This window comes from Variovorax boronicumulans NBRC 103145 (genome assembly GCF_001591345.1).
Taxonomy (GTDB): domain Bacteria; phylum Pseudomonadota; class Gammaproteobacteria; order Burkholderiales; family Burkholderiaceae_C; genus Variovorax; species Variovorax boronicumulans.
Genome location: NZ_BCUS01000062.1, coordinates 1 through 15,636, shown reverse-complemented (window position 1 = coordinate 15,636; position 15,636 = coordinate 1). Strand labels below are relative to the sequence as shown.

General features: G+C 66.9%; 15 protein-coding genes. 8 read left to right on the top strand and 7 right to left on the bottom strand.

Annotation, left to right across the window (positions count from 1 at the left end; genetic code table 11):
* Both VBO01S_RS18300 and VBO01S_RS18295 read left to right on the top strand, forming a co-directional pair.
* Positions 1-981 carry an ABC transporter substrate-binding protein gene (locus tag VBO01S_RS18300; protein WP_062477433.1) on the top strand — a complete coding sequence of 327 codons (981 nt, stop codon included), beginning with the start codon at positions 1-3 and terminating at the stop codon, positions 979-981.
* On the top strand, positions 978-2,396 hold the full coding sequence (locus VBO01S_RS18295; RefSeq protein WP_062477430.1) for an L-serine ammonia-lyase: 1,419 nt from the start codon (positions 978-980) through the stop codon (positions 2,394-2,396). The genes VBO01S_RS18300 and VBO01S_RS18295 overlap by 4 nt, the downstream gene beginning before the upstream one ends.
* Before the next feature lie 19 nt (positions 2,397-2,415).
* Here the strand turns inward: VBO01S_RS18295 and VBO01S_RS18290 are convergent, their stop codons facing one another.
* Both VBO01S_RS18290 and VBO01S_RS18285 read right to left on the bottom strand, forming a co-directional pair.
* Positions 2,416-3,042, bottom strand: a complete 627-nt coding sequence (locus tag VBO01S_RS18290; RefSeq protein ID WP_062477427.1) for a LysE family translocator — start codon at positions 3,040-3,042, stop codon at positions 2,416-2,418.
* 86 nt (positions 3,043-3,128) lie between these two features.
* A complete protein-coding gene (locus VBO01S_RS18285) occupies positions 3,129-3,824 on the bottom strand; it encodes a GntR family transcriptional regulator (RefSeq protein WP_062477424.1) in 696 nt (231 codons plus the stop codon).
* 284 nt (positions 3,825-4,108) lie between these two features.
* Here VBO01S_RS18285 and VBO01S_RS18280 point away from each other — a divergent pair, with 284 nt between their 5' ends.
* Genes VBO01S_RS18280 through VBO01S_RS18255 form a run of 6 tightly spaced genes read left to right on the top strand, consistent with a single transcriptional unit; the run spans position 4,109 to position 10,653 of the window.
* Positions 4,109-4,849, top strand: coding sequence for a DUF969 domain-containing protein (locus tag VBO01S_RS18280; protein ID WP_062477421.1), 741 nt, complete (start codon positions 4,109-4,111; stop codon positions 4,847-4,849).
* Positions 4,850-4,854: 5 nt separating this feature from the next.
* Complete coding sequence (locus tag VBO01S_RS18275) at positions 4,855-5,811, top strand: DUF979 domain-containing protein (RefSeq protein WP_062477418.1); 957 nt, start codon at positions 4,855-4,857, stop codon at positions 5,809-5,811.
* A 10-nt stretch (positions 5,812-5,821) separates the two neighbouring features.
* Entirely contained in the window at positions 5,822-6,499 is a 678-nt protein-coding gene (pcp, locus tag VBO01S_RS18270) for a pyroglutamyl-peptidase I (RefSeq protein ID WP_062477415.1), read from the top strand.
* A gap of 35 nt (positions 6,500-6,534) precedes the next feature.
* Entirely contained in the window at positions 6,535-7,305 is a 771-nt protein-coding gene (locus VBO01S_RS18265) for a LamB/YcsF family protein (RefSeq protein WP_062477412.1), read from the top strand.
* Between the two features lie 8 nt (positions 7,306-7,313).
* Positions 7,314-8,900 (top strand): 5-oxoprolinase subunit B/C family protein, encoded by a 1,587-nt coding sequence (locus VBO01S_RS18260; RefSeq protein ID WP_062477484.1) that lies wholly within the window; start codon positions 7,314-7,316, stop codon positions 8,898-8,900.
* Positions 8,901-8,916: 16 nt separating this feature from the next.
* Entirely contained in the window at positions 8,917-10,653 is a 1,737-nt protein-coding gene (locus VBO01S_RS18255; protein WP_062477410.1) for an acetyl/propionyl/methylcrotonyl-CoA carboxylase subunit alpha, read from the top strand.
* 13 nt (positions 10,654-10,666) lie between these two features.
* On the opposite strand, the gene VBO01S_RS18250 is transcribed toward VBO01S_RS18255, so the two are convergent.
* The 5 genes from VBO01S_RS18250 to VBO01S_RS18235 all read right to left on the bottom strand — a co-directional run bounded on the left by VBO01S_RS18250 (position 10,667) and on the right by VBO01S_RS18235 (position 15,435).
* The gene (locus VBO01S_RS18250) at positions 10,667-10,954 is read right to left on the bottom strand and encodes a hypothetical protein (protein WP_062477407.1); all 288 of its coding nucleotides are present in this window, start codon (positions 10,952-10,954) and stop codon (positions 10,667-10,669) included.
* Positions 10,955-11,075: 121 nt separating this feature from the next.
* Positions 11,076-13,229 (bottom strand): T6SS phospholipase effector Tle1-like catalytic domain-containing protein, encoded by a 2,154-nt coding sequence (locus tag VBO01S_RS18245; RefSeq protein WP_082818191.1) that lies wholly within the window; start codon positions 13,227-13,229, stop codon positions 11,076-11,078.
* Positions 13,226-14,002, bottom strand: a complete 777-nt coding sequence (locus VBO01S_RS31885) for a DUF3304 domain-containing protein (RefSeq protein WP_082818190.1) — start codon at positions 14,000-14,002, stop codon at positions 13,226-13,228. Before VBO01S_RS31885 ends, VBO01S_RS18245 begins: the two co-directional genes overlap by 4 nt.
* Positions 13,999-14,658, bottom strand: coding sequence for a DUF3304 domain-containing protein (locus tag VBO01S_RS18240; protein ID WP_062477401.1), 660 nt, complete (start codon positions 14,656-14,658; stop codon positions 13,999-14,001). The genes VBO01S_RS31885 and VBO01S_RS18240 overlap by 4 nt, the downstream gene beginning before the upstream one ends.
* 3 nt (positions 14,659-14,661) lie before the next feature.
* Positions 14,662-15,435, bottom strand: coding sequence for a DUF4123 domain-containing protein (locus VBO01S_RS18235; RefSeq protein ID WP_062477399.1), 774 nt, complete (start codon positions 15,433-15,435; stop codon positions 14,662-14,664).
* Positions 15,436-15,636 lie beyond the last annotated feature (201 nt).

The following is a 15,636-nucleotide window of genomic DNA, read 5'->3' as shown; positions in this document are numbered from 1 at the left end:
ATGTCCTTCAAGTCCCTGGCGAAATGCGCGTTCGCGACCCTGGCCTTCACGGCGGGCGTCGCGGGTGCGCAGACGGTGGTGCTCTATTCGTCCAACAACACCGAGACCGTCGAGACCGCGCTGGCCGTGGTCAAGAAGAAGACGCCCGGGCTCACCGTGCAGCAGGTCACGGGCGGCACCGGCACGCTGATGAAGCGCATCCAGGCCGAGGCCAAGAACCCGCGCGGCGACGTGCTGTGGAGCGGCGGCTTCGGCACGCTGGGCGCCTACAAGGACCAGATGGCGCCCTACAAGTCGCCCGACCTCGCGGCCGTGCCCGCGGCCTTCCGCGGCCCGAACGACCTGTGGGTCGGCACCAACGTGCACGTGATGGTGATGATGGTCAACGAGCGCCAGCTCAAGGGCATGCCCGCGCCCAAGACCTGGTCGGACCTGATGCGCCCCGAGTGGAAGGGCAAGTTCGCCATCACCGACCCGAGCAAGAGCGCCACGGCCTACATGCTGGTGTATGGCCTGCTCAAGCAGTTCGGCCGCGACGGCCTGGGCAAGCTGGCGGCCAACGCGGTCGTCACCGCCTCGTCGGGCAGCACCTACAAGGGCGTGGCCGCCGGCGAGTACCCGGTGGGCCTGACCATCGAGTACGCGGCGCAGGAGTACGTGGCGGGCGGCCAGAAGGAGATCAAGCTGGTCTATCCCACCGAAGGCAGCTACCTGGCGCCCGAAGGCATGTTCATCGTGAAGGGCGCGAAGAACATGGACGCCGCCGTCGCGCTCTACAACGGCCTGCTGAGCAAGGAGACGCAGCAGGAGCTGCTGGTGAAGAACTTCCGCCGTCCGGTGCGCAGCGACATCGCAGTGTCCAAGCTCACCTCGCTGCCCGACCTGAGCGCCATCAAGATCTTCCCGCTCGACCAGGAAGCGGCCTCGGCGGAGTACGAGCAGCTCGTGGCGCTGTGGAACCTGGCGGTGAAGGCGCGGTGACGGGTACGGCGAAGGCGCCTTCGACGCCGGTCAGCGCCTTCGATCTGTTCAAGATCGGCATCGGCCCTTCGAGCTCGCACACGGTCGGGCCGATGATCGCGGCGCGGCAGTTCGCCTGCCTGCTGCAATCGCGGGGCCTGCTGCCGCAGGTGACCGCGCTGGTGACGCAGCTGTACGGCTCGCTGAGTGCCACCGGCCGCGGCCACGGCACCGACCGCGCCGTGCTGCTCGGGCTCGCAGGCCACCGGCCGGACCGGATCGACCCCGACACCATCGAGCCCGCCATCGCGGCCATCCGACGCGAGCGGCGCCTGCACCTGCTCGGCACGCACGCCGTGGCCTTCGACGAGAAGGAGCACCTGCTCTTCCTGCGCAAGAGCCTGCCCCGGCACCCGAACGGCCTGCGCTTCATCGCGCTCGACGCGCAGGGCCAGACCTTGGCTGAGGCGGATTACTTTTCGGTCGGCGGCGGCTTCGTCGTCGATGCGCAGGGCGAGAGCGTGCGCAACGAAGCCGGCGTGCAGCGCCCGGCACCGGCCGCGCTGCCCTTCGCCTTCGACACCGGCGCGGAGCTGCTCGCGCAATGCCGCGCGCAGGGCCTGTCGATCGCCGCGCTGATGATGGCCAACGAAACGCAGTGGCGGCCGCAGGCCGAGGTGCGATCGGAACTGCTGCAGGTGTGGGACGCGATGGCCGGCGCCGTGCGCCGCGGCTGCGCGAGCACCGGCACCCTGCCCGGGCGCATGCAGGTGCGGCGGCGCGCGGCCGACCTGTTCGGGCAGCTGCAGGGCAGCGGCACCGCGCAGGCCGCGCCCGACCCGCTCGCGGCGATGGACTGGGTCAACCTGTACGCCATGGCCGTCAACGAAGAGAACGCGGCCGGCGGGCGCGTGGTCACCGCGCCCACCAACGGCGCGGCGGGCGTGATCCCGGCAGTGCTGCATTACCACCAGCGCTTCTTTCCCGGCGCGGGCGACGAGGCCGTGGTCGAGTTCCTGCTCACCGCGGCCGCTATCGGCATCCTCTACAAGAAGAACGGCTCGCTCTCGGGCGCCGAGGTCGGCTGCCAGGGCGAGGTCGGCGTCGCCTGCTCGATGGCGGCGGGTGCGCTCGCCGCGGTGATGGGCGGCACGCCCGGCCAGGTCGAGAACGCCGCGGAGATCGGCATGGAGCACAACCTGGGCATGACCTGCGACCCGGTCAGCGGGCTGGTTCAGATCCCGTGCATCGAGCGCAACGCGATGGGCGCGGTGAAGGCCATCAACGCGGCGCGCATGGCACTGCGCGGCGACGGCTCGCACTTCGTGTCGCTGGACAAGGTCATCCAGACCATGATGCAGACCGGCGCGGACATGAAGACCAAGTACAAGGAAACCTCGCGCGGCGGCCTCGCCGTGAACATCGTCGAGTGCTGACCGCCGCGCGGCCGGGCACTCAAGCAGGCCGGCGCGTGAACGCGAGGATCAGCCCGAAGCCGACCATCATGCTGCCGCTCACGCGGTTGAACCAGCGCATCGCGCGGCTGCCGTTGGCCAGGCGACGCATGCGCGCGCCGAGCAGCGCATACAGCGCGATCGCGACCAGCTCGAACACCAGGAAGGTCACGCCCAGCAGCACGTAGCTCGACGCATACGCGCCGGGCACCACGAACTGCGGGAAGAAGGCGGTGAACACCAGGATCGCCTTCGGGTTGCCGGCCGCCACCGTGAACTCCTGGCGCACCAGCGCGCGCATCGACGGCGGTGCGGCCTCGTGCGCCTGCACCTGCGCGGGCGGCGCCGGCGCGCGCAGCAGCCGGACGCCGATCCACACGAGGTACGCGGCGCCGATGTACTTGATGACGTCGAAGGCCAGCTCCGACGCCACCAGCACCGCGCCCATGCCCAGGCCCGCGATGGCGATCATGACCGCGAAGGCCACGAGCCGGCCGCTCGCCGCGATGACCGCCGGCGACACGCCGTGCTTCGCGCCATTGGTGACCGACAGCAGGTTGTTGGGGCCGAACGCCATGTTGATGGCGAAGCAGGCGGGCAGGAACAGCAGGTAGGCGGACAGGGTCATGGCGCATCCGGCGGTGGGGGTGGCGGGGTGACCATTATTTCAGCACCTCGCCCGCGCAGGTGCGTTGATGCGGAGCCCGGGGCGACCTATTCCACGTCCGTCATCTGCCGCGCGTAGACGGCGAGCACGATGCGCTCGGAGTGGATCAGGTAGTCGTTCAGCGCCGCCGAGCCCTCGGCGAACTTGCCGGCCTCGATGAGCTCGAGGAGCTTCGTGTTCATGTCCACGTAGGGCGCGTGCAGGAACTCCGGGTCTTTCAGCAGCCCGAAGGCCAGCCGCAGCTCGACCAGGATGTGGGCGAACAGCACGTTCAGCCGCTCGCTGTCGGCCAGCTCGACGATGCCCTTGTGGAACTCCATGTTGGCCGTGCCCACGCCCAGCCAGTCGCCGGCGTCGCGGCATTTCAATGCCATCTCGACCGCCTCGCGCATGTGCTTCTTGGCGGGGTGGCGCGGGTAGGCCTGCGCCAGCGCCTGGCACTCGATGAGCCGGCGCACGCGGTAGATGTCGATGATCGACGCGATGCTCGGCACCGCCACGAACACGCCGCGGTTCGGTGCGTGCTTGAGCAGGCCTTCCTTGGTCAGCGTGCGGAACACCTCGCGCAGGGTGTTGCGCGAAATCTCCAGGCTGTCGGCCAGCGCGGCCTCCGACAGCCGCTGCCCCGGCGAGAACTCGCCCTTCACGATCTTCTGGCGGATCAGCTCGGCCACGCGGTCGTTGAGCGTGAGCGCGCCGGCGGCCGGCGAGATGGGGGAAGCGGGGGAATCCAGTCGGGTCATGCCGGTCGGTCGGAGGGGAAAAGAGAGGGGCGCAGCGAGCCTGCGTTGTAACAGACGGCCCCCGTGCCGCGCCGCGCCCGTGCACCGAAACGCGCCCGTTTCAGGGTTTCCATGGGGGTATTCAGGCACTGTTGTTGGGCACACTACATGAAATTGTTCAACAACTTGTTTGAAATGAGTGATTCATAAGAAATGAATTGCTCATTCATTGGCATGAGGTTTGCATCAATCGACCGCACCGGTGCCCCTGCACCGGTGTTTTGCATTGCAACGAAAGACCAACCATGACACCTGAAGTCCCCCTGTGGCCGCTGATCGGCGTGGCCGTGATCATTGCGGGGTTCATCCTGCGCTTCAATCCGATGCTGGTGGTGATCGTCACGGCCATCGTCACGGCGTTCGCCGCCGGCTTCGGCCCGATGGCGATCCTCACGGCCATCGGCACCGGCTTCATCAAGACGCGCAACCTGCCGCTGATCATTCTTCTGCCGCTGGCAGTGATCGGCCTGCTGGAGCGCCACGGCCTGCGCCAGCACGCACAGAACTGGATCAGCCGCATCAAGTCGGCCACCGCCGGCCGCCTGCTGATCGTCTACCTCGCGGCGCGCGAACTCACGGCGGCCATGGGCCTGACCAGCCTGGGCGGCCATCCGCAGATGGTGCGTCCGCTGCTCGCGCCGATGGCCGAAGGCGCCACCGAGACACGCTACGGCAAGCTGCCCGACCGCATCCGCCACAAGCTGCGCGCCTATGCCGCGGCCACCGACAACGTGGGCCTGTTCTTCGGCGAAGACATCTTCGTGGCCTTCGGCGCCATCGTGCTCATGACCACCTTCCTGCACGAAGCCGGCATCGACGTGGAGCCGCTGCACATCGCGATGTGGGGCATTCCCACGGCCATTGCCGCTTTCATCATCCACGCCTGGCGCCTGCGCCGGCTCGACCAGGCGCTGGCCCGTGAGTTGGGCGGCGCTGCAGAGGCCGACGTGCCCGCCACCGCCGTGCCCGCCAAGGAAGGACGCTGAGCATCATGATTCTCTCGATCCAGCACCTGTACCTCCTGGTCGGCTTCATCCTTGCCGTCACGGCCGTGATGACGCTGGCCGACCGCCAGCACCCCAAGCGCTACACCAGCGCGCTCTTCTGGGGCATCTATGCACTGGTCTTCCTGGTCGGCGACAAGCTGCCGCCTGCGCTCGTGGGCGCCGGTGCGATCGGCATGGCCGTCATTGCCGGCCTGCGCGGCGTCGGCGCGGGCAAGCACCGCGAACCCACCCCTGAGCAGTACCAGGCCAGCGCCACGCGCCTGGGCAACAAGCTGTTCATTCCGGCCCTGGCGATTCCGCTGGTCACCGTGATCGGCACCGTGGGCATGAGCCACATCAAGCTCGGCGGCACGCTGCTGCTCGACCCCAAGAACACCACGCTGGTGAGCCTGGGCATCGGCTGCGTGGTGGCGTTGGCGCTGGCCTGCTGGCTGACGCGCGAGACGCCCGTGCAGGGCATGCGCGAGTCGCGCCGCCTGACCGACGCGCTCGGCTGGGCCGTGGTGCTGCCGCAGATGCTCGGCATGCTGGGCCTGGTGTTCTCCGACGCCGGCGTGGGCAAGGCGGTGGCGCACATCACCACCAGCTACATCAACATGGACATCCGCTTCGTCGCCGTCGCGGTGTACGTGCTGGGCATGGCCCTGTTCACCATCATCATGGGCAACGGCTTCGCGGCCTTTCCGGTGATGACGGGCGGCGTCGGCGTGCCGGTGCTGGTGGGCGTGTACCACGGCGACCCGGCCGTGATGGCGGCCATCGGCATGTTCTCGGGCTACTGCGGCACGCTCATGACGCCGATGGCGGCCAACTTCAACATCGTGCCCGCGGCCCTGCTGGAGCTGCCCGACAAGAACGCGGTGATCAAGGTGCAGATACCCACCGCGGCCGCGCTGCTGGTGGTCAACATCTTCCTGCTGTACTTCCTGATGTTCCGCTGAGGCACCGCGCATGACCACAGCCACCGATGCCAAGGCACGCCGCGTGCTGCTCGCGGGCTTCGAGCCCTTCGAGAACGACCCGGTCAACCCCGCGTGGGAGATCGCCCGCGCGCTCGATGGCTGGACCTGCGAAGGCGCCGTGGTGCAGGCGGTGCAGCTGCCCTGCGTGTTCGGCCGCGCCATCGACACGCTCGATGCTGCATTGATCGGTCCGCCACTGCAGCTGGTGCTGTGCATCGGCGCGGCGGGCGGGCGCACCGAGATCTCGATGGAGCGCGCCGCGCTGAACATCGACGACGCGCGCATTCCCGACAACGCCGGCCAGCAGCCCATCGACCTGCCCGTGGTCAGGGACGGCCCGGCGGCCTACTTCTCGACGCTGCCGATCAAGGCCATGGTGCGCGACATGCGCGCGGCGGGCCTGCCCGCGGCCGTGTCGAACAGCGCCGGCACCTTCGTGTGCAACCACATCTTCTACGCGCTCATGCACCGGCTCGCGACGCGCCCGGCGCTGGCGCACACGCGCGGCGGCTTCGTCCACGTGCCCTACCTGCCCGAGCAGGCCGCCTCGAAACCCGGCGTGGCGAGCATGGCGCTGGCCGCGCAGGTCGAGGCCTTCCGCGTGGCGATCCGCACCGCGCTCACCGTGCGCCACGACGTGCGCGAAACCGCCGGCCGGCTGCATTGATTCCTGAGGCGTGCCGTGCACGCCGGAGAACCCCGATGAACATCGACTTGAACAGTGACCTCGGCGAAAGCCTCGGCGTCTGGCGCATGGGCGACGACGCCGCCATGCTCGACATCGTCAGCAGCGCCAACGTGGCCTGCGGCTTCCACGCCGGCGACCCCGCGGGCATCCTGCGCACGCTGCGCCAGGCGAAGGAACGCGGCGTGGCCGTGGGCGCCCACGTGGCCTACCGCGACCTCGTCGGCTTCGGCCGCCGCAACATGGACGTCGACAGCGCCGACCTGCGCGCCGACGTGATCTACCAGATCGGCGCCCTGAAGGGCCTGGCCGCCGCGGCCGGCACCGAGGTGCGCTACGTGAAGCCGCACGGCGCGCTGTACAACACCATCGCGCACGACGAGCGCCAGGCGCGCGACGTGATCGCCGCCCTGCGCGAGATCGACGCCAGCCTGGTCCTCGTCGCGCTCGCGGGCTCGCCGCTCGTGGGCTGGGCCGAGGCCCAGGGCCTGCGCGTGGTGGCCGAGGCTTTTGCCGACCGCGCCTACACCCCGCAGGGCACGCTGGTGTCGCGCCGCGAACCCGGCGCCGTGCTGCACGACGCGAACGACGTGGCCGAGCGCATGCTGCGGCTGGCCCACGAAGGCACCGTCACCGCCATCGACGGCAGCGTGGTGCGCATCCGCGCCGATTCGATCTGCGTGCACGGCGACAGCCCCGGCGCGGTCGAGATGGCGCGCCGCGTGCGCGAGCGGCTCGTGCAGGCCGGCGTGACGATCCGCCCCTTCGCCGAGGCCACCACCGCATGACGACCTCGATGCGCTTTCTTCGCGTCAATCTGAATGCCGTGCTGGTCGAGCTCGACGACCTGGCGCAGACCCTCGCGCTGCTGGCCTCGCTGCGCGCCGAGCCTGTCGCCGGCATCGACGAGCTGGTGCCCGCCGCGCGCACCATCCTCATCACCTTCCGCCCCGCCGTGCTGTCGGCGGCTGCGCTGGCACACGCCGTGCGCCAGCGAACGCTCGACGCCCGCGAGACGCGCATCGACAAGCGCATCGAGATCCCCGTGCGCTACGACGGCGAAGACATCGCCGAAGTGGCCGGCCTGCTCGGCATCACGCCCGACGAGCTGGTGCGCCGCCACACCGGCAGCGACTACACCGTCGCCTTCACCGGCTTCGCGCCCGGCTTCGCCTACCTGAGCGGCGGCCACCCCAGCCTGAACGTGCCGCGCCGCGCGGTGCCGCGCACCCGCATCCCGGCCGGCGCGGTCGGCCTCGCGGGCAGCTTCAGCGGCGTGTACCCGCAGGCCAGCCCCGGCGGCTGGCAGATCATCGGCGTGACCGACACGCCCATGTGGGACCTGTCGCGCGAAACGCCGGCGCTGCTGCAGCCGGGCGATGCGGTGCGCTTTGTCGATGCCTCGTCGTTGAAGGTGGCGTTGCCGGTGGTCGAGCCCGTGGTCGCAGCGCCCGCGCCCGTGGCCGTTGATGGCGACAGCGCGTTCGAAGTTCGCGCCGCTGGCTTGCAAGCGCTGTGGCAGGACGGCGGTCGCCATGGCCAGGCGCGGCAGGGCGTGTCCGCCTCCGGTGCGATGGACCAGCGCTCGCTGCAGGCGGCGAACCGGTTGGTCGGCAATGCGTCGGACGTGGCCTGCCTGGAGCTCGCCTACGGCGGCTTCCAGTTCGTCTGCCGCGGCAACGCAGTGATCGCCGTCACCGGCGCCGACGGCCCGCTCATGCTGACCCGTGCCGACGGCGCGCAATGGCCGCTGCCGCGTTACCAGCCGGTCGCACTGGCCGACGGCGACACCGTCACTGTCGGCGAGCCCGTCGCCGGCATCCGCAGCTACCTGGCCGTGCGCGCCGGCTTTGCCGTGACGCCCGTGCTCGGCAGCTGCGCGACCGACACGCTGGCCCGCATCGGCCCGCCGGCTGTGGTCGCGGGCGATGTGCTGCCTGTGCGCAGCGTCGCCACCGGCGCAGTCGTCGGTGCCAACGAAGCACCGCCGACCGACCTGCCCACCTTGCAGGATGAAGTCGTGCTCGACATCGTGCTCGGCCCGCGCACCGACTGGTTCACCGCCGACGCCGTCGAGCGCCTGTGCAGCCAGCCGTGGTCGGTGACACCGCAGTCGAACCGCGTCGGCATCCGCCTGAACGGCGAAGAGCCTCTGGTGCGCGCCAACAGCGCCGAGCTGCCCAGCGAAGGCACGGCGCGCGGTTCGATCCAGGTGCCGCCCAGCGGCCAGCCCGTGCTGTTCCTGGCCGACCACCCGCTCACCGGCGGCTACCCCGTGATCGCGTCGGTCGCCACCCACCACCTGGACCGTGCGGGGCAGATCCCCGTGAACGCCCGCGTCCGCTTCCAACCGATGGACGGCTACGGCCCCATCGAACTTTGAGATCGAGAGTCCTGCGATGAAAAAAGTCCTGATTGCCAACCGCGGCGAAATCGCCGTGCGCATCGCACGCGCCTGCGCCGACCACGGCGTGCAGTCGGTCGCCGTCTACGCCGATCCCGACCTGAATGCGCTGCACGTGCGCCGCGCCGACGAGGCCTACGGCCTGGACGGCCACCGCCCGGCCGACACCTACTTGAACATTCCCAAGCTGCTGGCCATCGCCAAGCGCAGCGGCGCCGATGCCGTGCATCCTGGCTACGGCTTCCTTTCCGAAAGCGCGGCCTTCGCGCAGGCCGTGATCGACGCCGGCCTGACGTGGATCGGCCCTTCGCCCTCGGCCATCGCCACGTTGGGCGACAAGGTGCAGGCCCGCAAGCTCGCCCTGAAGGTCGGCGCGCCGCTCGTCGCGGGCACGGCCGACCCGGTCAGCCACGCGGGTGAGGTGCTCGCCTTTGCCGAACAGCACGGCCTGCCGATCGCCATCAAGGCGGCCTTCGGCGGCGGCGGGCGCGGCATCAAGGTCGCGTGGCGGCTCGACGAAGTCGAAGGCCTCTACGAATCGGCCGTGCGCGAAGCCATCACCGCCTTCGGCCGTGGCGAGTGCTACGTCGAGCAGTTCCTCGACCGCCCGCGCCACGTCGAGGCCCAGGTCATCGCCGACACGCACGGCAACGTCGTCGTGCTCGGCACGCGCGACTGCTCGCTGCAGCGGCGCAACCAGAAACTGGTCGAAGAAGCGCCCGCGCCCTTCCTGAGCGACGCACAGCGCGAGCGCATCCACCAGTCGGCACGCGACATCTGCGCGGCCGCCGGCTACACCGGCGCCGGCACCGTCGAGTTCATGCTGAGCGCGAGCGGCGCGATCTCTTTTCTCGAGGTCAACACGCGCCTGCAGGTCGAGCACCCCGTGACCGAGGAGACCACCGGCATCGACCTCGTCATCGAACAGCTGCGCATCGCCGAAGGCCTGCCGCTGTCCGTCAAGGAAACGCCCGCACCGCGCGGCCATTCCTTCGAATTCCGCATCAACGCCGAAGACGTGGGCCGCGGCTTCCTGCCGACACCCGGCCCCGTCCACGTGTTCGACGCCCCCTCGGGCCCGGGCGTGCGCGTCGACACCGGCGTGGACGCCGGCTCGCAGGTGCCCGGCACCTTCGATTCGCTGATGGCCAAGCTCATCGTCACCGGCGCCACGCGCGCCCAGGCCATCGCACGCGCACGCCGCGCGCTCAAGGAATTCCGCATCGAAGGCCTGGCCACGGTGCTGCCGTTTCACCGCGCGGTGATGGCGCACCCCGACTTCGTGTCGGAAGATGCCTTCAAGGTCCACACGCGCTGGATCGAAACCGACTTTGCGAACGACGAAGCGGCAGGCATGCGGCCCGATCCGCTGCCGGATGCCTCGCTGCACCGCACCGCCATCGAGGTCGACGGGCGACGCATGTCGCTGGGGCTGCCGGCGGAGTTGCTGCGCGGGTTGGCGTCGGCGGGTGGCGGGGGTGCTGCTGCGCCTGGCGTTGTTGCGAACGCACCGGCGGCCGATGCCGCTGCTGTGGCTGCGCCGGTGTCGGGCACGCTGCAAGGCTGGAAAGTCGCGGACGGCGACGAGGTCGCCGAAGGCGCCGTGATCGCGGTGATGGAGGCGATGAAGATGGAGATGCAGGTGGTCGCGCACCGCGCGGGGCGCATCGTCTTCGCCGCTGCGGCCGGTGGCTATGTGGCGGCCGGGACGGCGATCGCGCGCATTGGGTGAATGAGGGCGGCCGTCAAGGCTTGAGGAACAGGGCGACGAGTCCTGAAACGATGCAGGGTGTGAACGTCACGGCGGCCATGTAAGTCTCGAGACGTGCGCCTGCATCGCGTGCATCGACAAGCACATAGCGCGCACCGAGGTAGAGCAACGCGGTGCCAGCCAGAACGAGCACGAACAGCCAGGCCTTCTTCAAGCGAGGAGCCCAAGACGGACGGGGGCGTGCGCGATGGCCGATCAGGAAGAGCGTGCAGACCACCGACGGCAGGGTGCCGACGACCAGGATGAGGGCGATCGGATTCATTTGGATCCGGCGTCACCGAACAGTCGAGTCCGAGGTGAGTCTTTGGTGTCGGAGATGACCCCTCGAGCAGGGTCGTCGACAAAGAAGCGCACGTTGAGTGTGCTGTCCGGGGATATAGGGCTCAACGCATGCCGCTGAATATGTCCCCGATACCCTTGGTGCTCATGATCTGCCGCATCCCTTCTGCATCCATGGGCGGTGGCTCCTTGGGTGGTTGCGCCGAAATGTAGGAGTCCAGACGCTCCTTGTTGGTCAACGCCACACCGTTTCGGTACAGCGTGCGCCAGCGCAGGTAGCCCCAGATCGAGCTGGGCTCGCGAGAGCCGGTTTCGGTTGGAAGGGTCTTGTCCTTGCGGTAAGCCGTCAGATCGGCGAGTTCCTGCTTAGTGAGAGCGGGTGGTGGTGGATAGATCGTGGGGGCGTACACCGGTCGCCCTCTGCGTGCAGCCTCTTGCGCTGTGTCGAGAATTGCACGGTTCCTGCGCTCTCCTTCCTTGTTGGCTGCATCCTTGGCCTCGAGTTGGGCCATGCGTTCTGTTTGCTTCGCACGCCAGGTCGATTCATTGGTTTCGCCCGTCGGCTTGAACCAGGCGCGCGAGTCGTGGGCATAGTCGTCCAGCAAACGAACGACAGCCGAGGGCAGTGGGTCGGGACTGTTCCAGTGCCGCCGAACGTCTTTCCACTGCCGTACTTTTTCGCCCCATATCCAGTCCGCGAGGTATGTTGAGACGGCACTGTGCCTCAAGAGCGTGCCGAGCAAGGTTTCCTCATACACAGGATTGTTCTCGTCCTTCTTGACGGCCTTCCACTCGTCTCGAAGCTCGGCGTTGGCAAGCGTCAAGTCGGTGTAGTCCTGCCCGTACTTGAACTGTTTGGCGCGTTTGAGGAAGTCCTGTGCCTCAAGGGCTTCAGCGCCGGTCGGGCCTAGGCGAAGCCGACGCCAGCGTACGTAGAGCCCGTAGTGGGTCTGCATGGCGGCCGGGGTACTGATGCCATCGCCGAGCAGCGGCTTGACGGCCGCTACATAGGCATTGAAGGCTTCGCGCAGCGCAGGCGCGACCTTGAAGGCGTCGCGCATTTCCTGTGTCACGCCTGGCGCATGGGGATTCAGCGGCACGCCGGCTGCGACAGCCTCGCGGAACATGTGGCACAGCGGCGCTTGCGAAAGCTTTGCACTGTCGTTTGGTGCGAGAGCGGAGCCCGTTGCGCACCCGCGACCCTGCTCTCCCGGCGGATAGCCGCCACCCACATCCGAATGCACGCCTGGGTAGACCACTTCGATGCCGTCGCCGCCCGCCAGATCCAGCGGAAACGAGCCACGCACCTCATGTCCCGACACGAGATGCACGCAGCGTTTCACATAGGCTGGGACGGCAAGATCCTTTGGACGTCCCCAGCCGTCGTGCCCGTCCCGGATCAACGCGCTTTGTGCCAACCCCACTGAGGCGACTGTGTCGAAGATCCCGAGAAAAACGACCTCGACCTTGATTCCGGCGAGTGTGAAATCGGGGTCCACCGCATCGCGCAGCCAGTTGCAAAAAGCGCGCGCTTCAGCCGCACCACGCGAGAAGCCAAAAACCGAAATGCACAACTTCTCCAGCTTGGGCTTGCGCTGGACCAGACCGCTCAGCTTGCTCCACAGTTGTTGACGGCGCTCTCGAAGGACGTCGCCGCGCGCCTTGTCCCGTACAGACGTGACTGTCGTATCAAGAATGTTCCCCAGCTTGTCGGTCAGCCCCACTTCACGAAGCATCTGGACTTCACTCTTTCCAAGATTGCGAATGGCTGCGGGCGACATATTGATGTCGGCCGACATCACCTTGACTGTGGCGATGTCACTGGTGCCGAGTGAGGCGCTGAAGTTTCCGGTGAAGAAGTGCCGATACAGCGAGTCGTGCAATTGCAATAGTGCCCAGTTGATGCGCGCTTCACCGCCCCAACCTGCTCCCAAGCCTGCATTGGCGGCAGCACCCAGTCCGCTGTCACCGACTTCCTTCAGAAACGGAGTGCCTACCCCCGCAGCGTAGATGCGGGCGTGTTCGGCAGGATTCGCGTCAAACACGTCATAGAGCCGAGCCACATTGCTCTGGCTCTTGCTCGGTGTGTCGCGCAAGCGATTGTTGTTGGTGCCATCGAAGAAGAAGCCGTAGTGCAGCTCCTTGCTACAGGGGAGATTGGCCGTCGAGGATTGTTGTGCGAGGCAGAGCGCTTTTTGCACCCTGGTCAGGGCCAACGGGTCTTCTCCAATGGATTCAAGTGCTTTGCTTGTTGTCATCGCGTGGGCCTTTTTTCAGGCTCCTTTGGCGGAGGAGTGACTGCGACAGAAGCTGGAGGGGGCGAAGGCTGCAGTGCAATCGGCAAGGTTTCCCATGCTTCGGGGACGCGCTCTCCCGGATAAAACTGGTCGCGGCATGTCGGACGAATCAGACAGTACTGCCGTGGATTGATGAGCTCCGGATCGGGAAATTGGGGGTGGCCTGGTCCGTACTGCGACGCAAAGACCTTGATCTGATCGTTCGGCAAGAACGCGACCCATAAAGAACCACCGGGAAAGTCGCTGTACTGCGGAACATCCACTACTGTGGTGTAGAGACCCTTGGGGTCCTTGGCATACAGCAGATCGTTTCGCCACTTCACAGTGACCTTCAGGCCGGTATGCCAGACGCGGGGAAGCCCGATGCTGGTGGCGACGCTATGGCCACCCGCAAATGTGCCGACATTGCCAGCCCACTGGTCGTTCACATAGAAAACGCCAATAGGAACGCCGGAGTAGTTCAGCCCTTCCACCTGCAATCCGATCTCTTTCTCTTCGGCACCTGCTGGTGTCGCGTCTTTGGCATCGCATCCAATCAGCAAGGTGCTGACCAGCAAGATAGCCAACGACGTGAGTAGCAACGATTTCAATGCGCGGAGTCTCCGCCAAAGTACCGCTCCTTGCTGCAGGGAGAGGCGGCAGGGGCTATGGCCGGCAAGAAAGAGCACCTTGTGTGCTCCGGTCAGTGCCAGGGAATCTTCGCCAATGGATTCCAAGAGCTTGCTTGTCGTCATGGCTCGAGGCTCAACTGGCTGAGTTCAGGCGATTGCCGCATCGCTTCTTGTCTTTCTTGCTCGGTCGGAGGATCGGACAATCGAAACGGTGAATAGACTTCCCAGAGTTCCGGCACGCGTGCCTGTGGGTAGTACTTGTCATGGCAAGCGGGACGAATCAGGCAATAGTCCCGTGGATTGATCAGGTCCCTGTTGGGAAATTTGAGGTGCCCCGGTCCGTAGTTGGACGCATAGATTTGAATGTGGTCATTGGGCAAGAAGGCCACCCACAAGCTGCCTTGCAGCATGTCGCCATATGGCGGGATTTCCAGCACGTGGGTGTACAGGCCTTGTGGATCCTTTGCGTACAGCACGTCGTTGCGCCACTTGATCGTGACCTTGAGGCCTGGTCGCCAGACCTTTGGAAGTCCGATGCTGGTCGCAACACTGCGACCACCTGCATACATGCCGACATTGCCAGCCCACTGGTCGTTCACATAGAAGACGCCGATGGGAACGCCAGAGTAGTTCAGCCCTTCGACCTGCAGCCCGATCTCGTTTTCCTCGGCAGCGGAAGGCGTGGCTTCCTTGGCATCGCAGCCAGTCGTCAAGGTGCCCACCAGCAAGATCGCCCACAACGCAAGAAGCAGCGATTTCAATGCGCGAATTTTCGGCATGCGTCAGGCCACCTCATCCAGGATCAGTTGTTGTTCGGAAAGCGCCGAAATCACGGCGCCATAGAGTCTTGCGTCGTGAAGTTCGGCGGTCGGGGTCAATTTTTCCAGTGCGTCTTCGATGCATGCATGCGCGACGGAGACTCGCCCGTGCAACGGGCCGAACAGATCGGGGCGCCGCACGATGTTGAAGAGCAGGGCGTCCGGCAATGCAAGGCGCTGCAGCCGCTCATGCTGGAGGTCCTCCAATTCATAGGGCTGGGTCTCTGGCGCTGCCTGGGGCGACGTGCCGGATACGGAGACGAGTTGCCCGTCGCGCCCGAGGTAGTGCCAGTGCTTCACGCCCGCGAGAAGCCGTTCGCGTTGACTGGGTGTGAACACCTCGAGCAGCGCGTGAAACGACCGGGTGTCCGCCAGCCGGAGCATCCAAGCTTTCTTGTCCGGTGTCACGGCCTCCATCTGCTGCTGAAAATGCAGCGCGAGTGACCCTGCAGGCAAGTCCGTGGCGATGATGCTCAGCATCGGCTTGCCGCTGGTCAGGCGTAGCAGTCGCTCGAGAAGTGGCAGTCGGTCATCGTCATTCGCGGGCAACTCCAGCAGCGTCGGAGCGATCGCATCGAGGCCCGGGCCGCTGTACAGGTCTGTGTAGAGGCTTACGAGTGGGTGCGCGCCAGCCGCGTGCTTCAACTGCGACGCCAGTTCTGGAGCGAACGCCATGTCCAGCAGCGCGTAGGTGCCCGAGGCAACGGGCTCCGTAGTCAGCCGCTGTTGGATCAGCATGGCTGAGCCGTGCTGTGGCGGGTCGATCCATTCGACGCTAGCCATTCTTCGCGGCCAATGCTTGGCCCGACTGCATGGCGTGGAGCAGGCATTCCACGCAAACGCTCTGCGGAAACTGCGGCAGCGGATAGCCCTGCTGCACCGGCCCAGCCAACTTCCGCTGCACCGAGTGATAAGTGATCTTCCCCGGACACTCGAAGG

What these genes read in the sequence shown, in the direction of transcription:
- VBO01S_RS18300 (WP_062477433.1), top strand. Translation starts at nt 1, where the DNA reads ATGTCCTTCAAGTCCCTGGCGAAATGCGCGTTCGCGACCCTGGCCTTC.
- VBO01S_RS18290 (WP_062477427.1), bottom strand. Translation starts at nt 3,042, where the DNA reads ATGACCCTGTCCGCCTACCTGCTGTTCCTGCCCGCCTGCTTCGCCATC.
- VBO01S_RS18285 (WP_062477424.1), bottom strand. Translation starts at nt 3,824, where the DNA reads ATGACCCGACTGGATTCCCCCGCTTCCCCCATCTCGCCGGCCGCCGGC.
- VBO01S_RS18280 (WP_062477421.1), top strand. Translation starts at nt 4,109, where the DNA reads ATGACACCTGAAGTCCCCCTGTGGCCGCTGATCGGCGTGGCCGTGATC.
- VBO01S_RS18275 (WP_062477418.1), top strand. Translation starts at nt 4,855, where the DNA reads ATGATTCTCTCGATCCAGCACCTGTACCTCCTGGTCGGCTTCATCCTT.
- pcp (WP_062477415.1), top strand. Translation starts at nt 5,822, where the DNA reads ATGACCACAGCCACCGATGCCAAGGCACGCCGCGTGCTGCTCGCGGGC.
- VBO01S_RS18265 (WP_062477412.1), top strand. Translation starts at nt 6,535, where the DNA reads ATGAACATCGACTTGAACAGTGACCTCGGCGAAAGCCTCGGCGTCTGG.
- VBO01S_RS18260 (WP_062477484.1), top strand. Translation starts at nt 7,314, where the DNA reads ATGCGCTTTCTTCGCGTCAATCTGAATGCCGTGCTGGTCGAGCTCGAC.
- VBO01S_RS18255 (WP_062477410.1), top strand. Translation starts at nt 8,917, where the DNA reads ATGAAAAAAGTCCTGATTGCCAACCGCGGCGAAATCGCCGTGCGCATC.
- VBO01S_RS18250 (WP_062477407.1), bottom strand. Translation starts at nt 10,954, where the DNA reads ATGAATCCGATCGCCCTCATCCTGGTCGTCGGCACCCTGCCGTCGGTG.
- VBO01S_RS18245 (WP_082818191.1), bottom strand. Translation starts at nt 13,229, where the DNA reads ATGACAACAAGCAAAGCACTTGAATCCATTGGAGAAGACCCGTTGGCC.
- VBO01S_RS31885 (WP_082818190.1), bottom strand. Translation starts at nt 14,002, where the DNA reads ATGACGACAAGCAAGCTCTTGGAATCCATTGGCGAAGATTCCCTGGCA.
- VBO01S_RS18240 (WP_062477401.1), bottom strand. Translation starts at nt 14,658, where the DNA reads ATGCCGAAAATTCGCGCATTGAAATCGCTGCTTCTTGCGTTGTGGGCG.
- VBO01S_RS18235 (WP_062477399.1), bottom strand. Translation starts at nt 15,435, where the DNA reads ATGCTGATCCAACAGCGGCTGACTACGGAGCCCGTTGCCTCGGGCACC.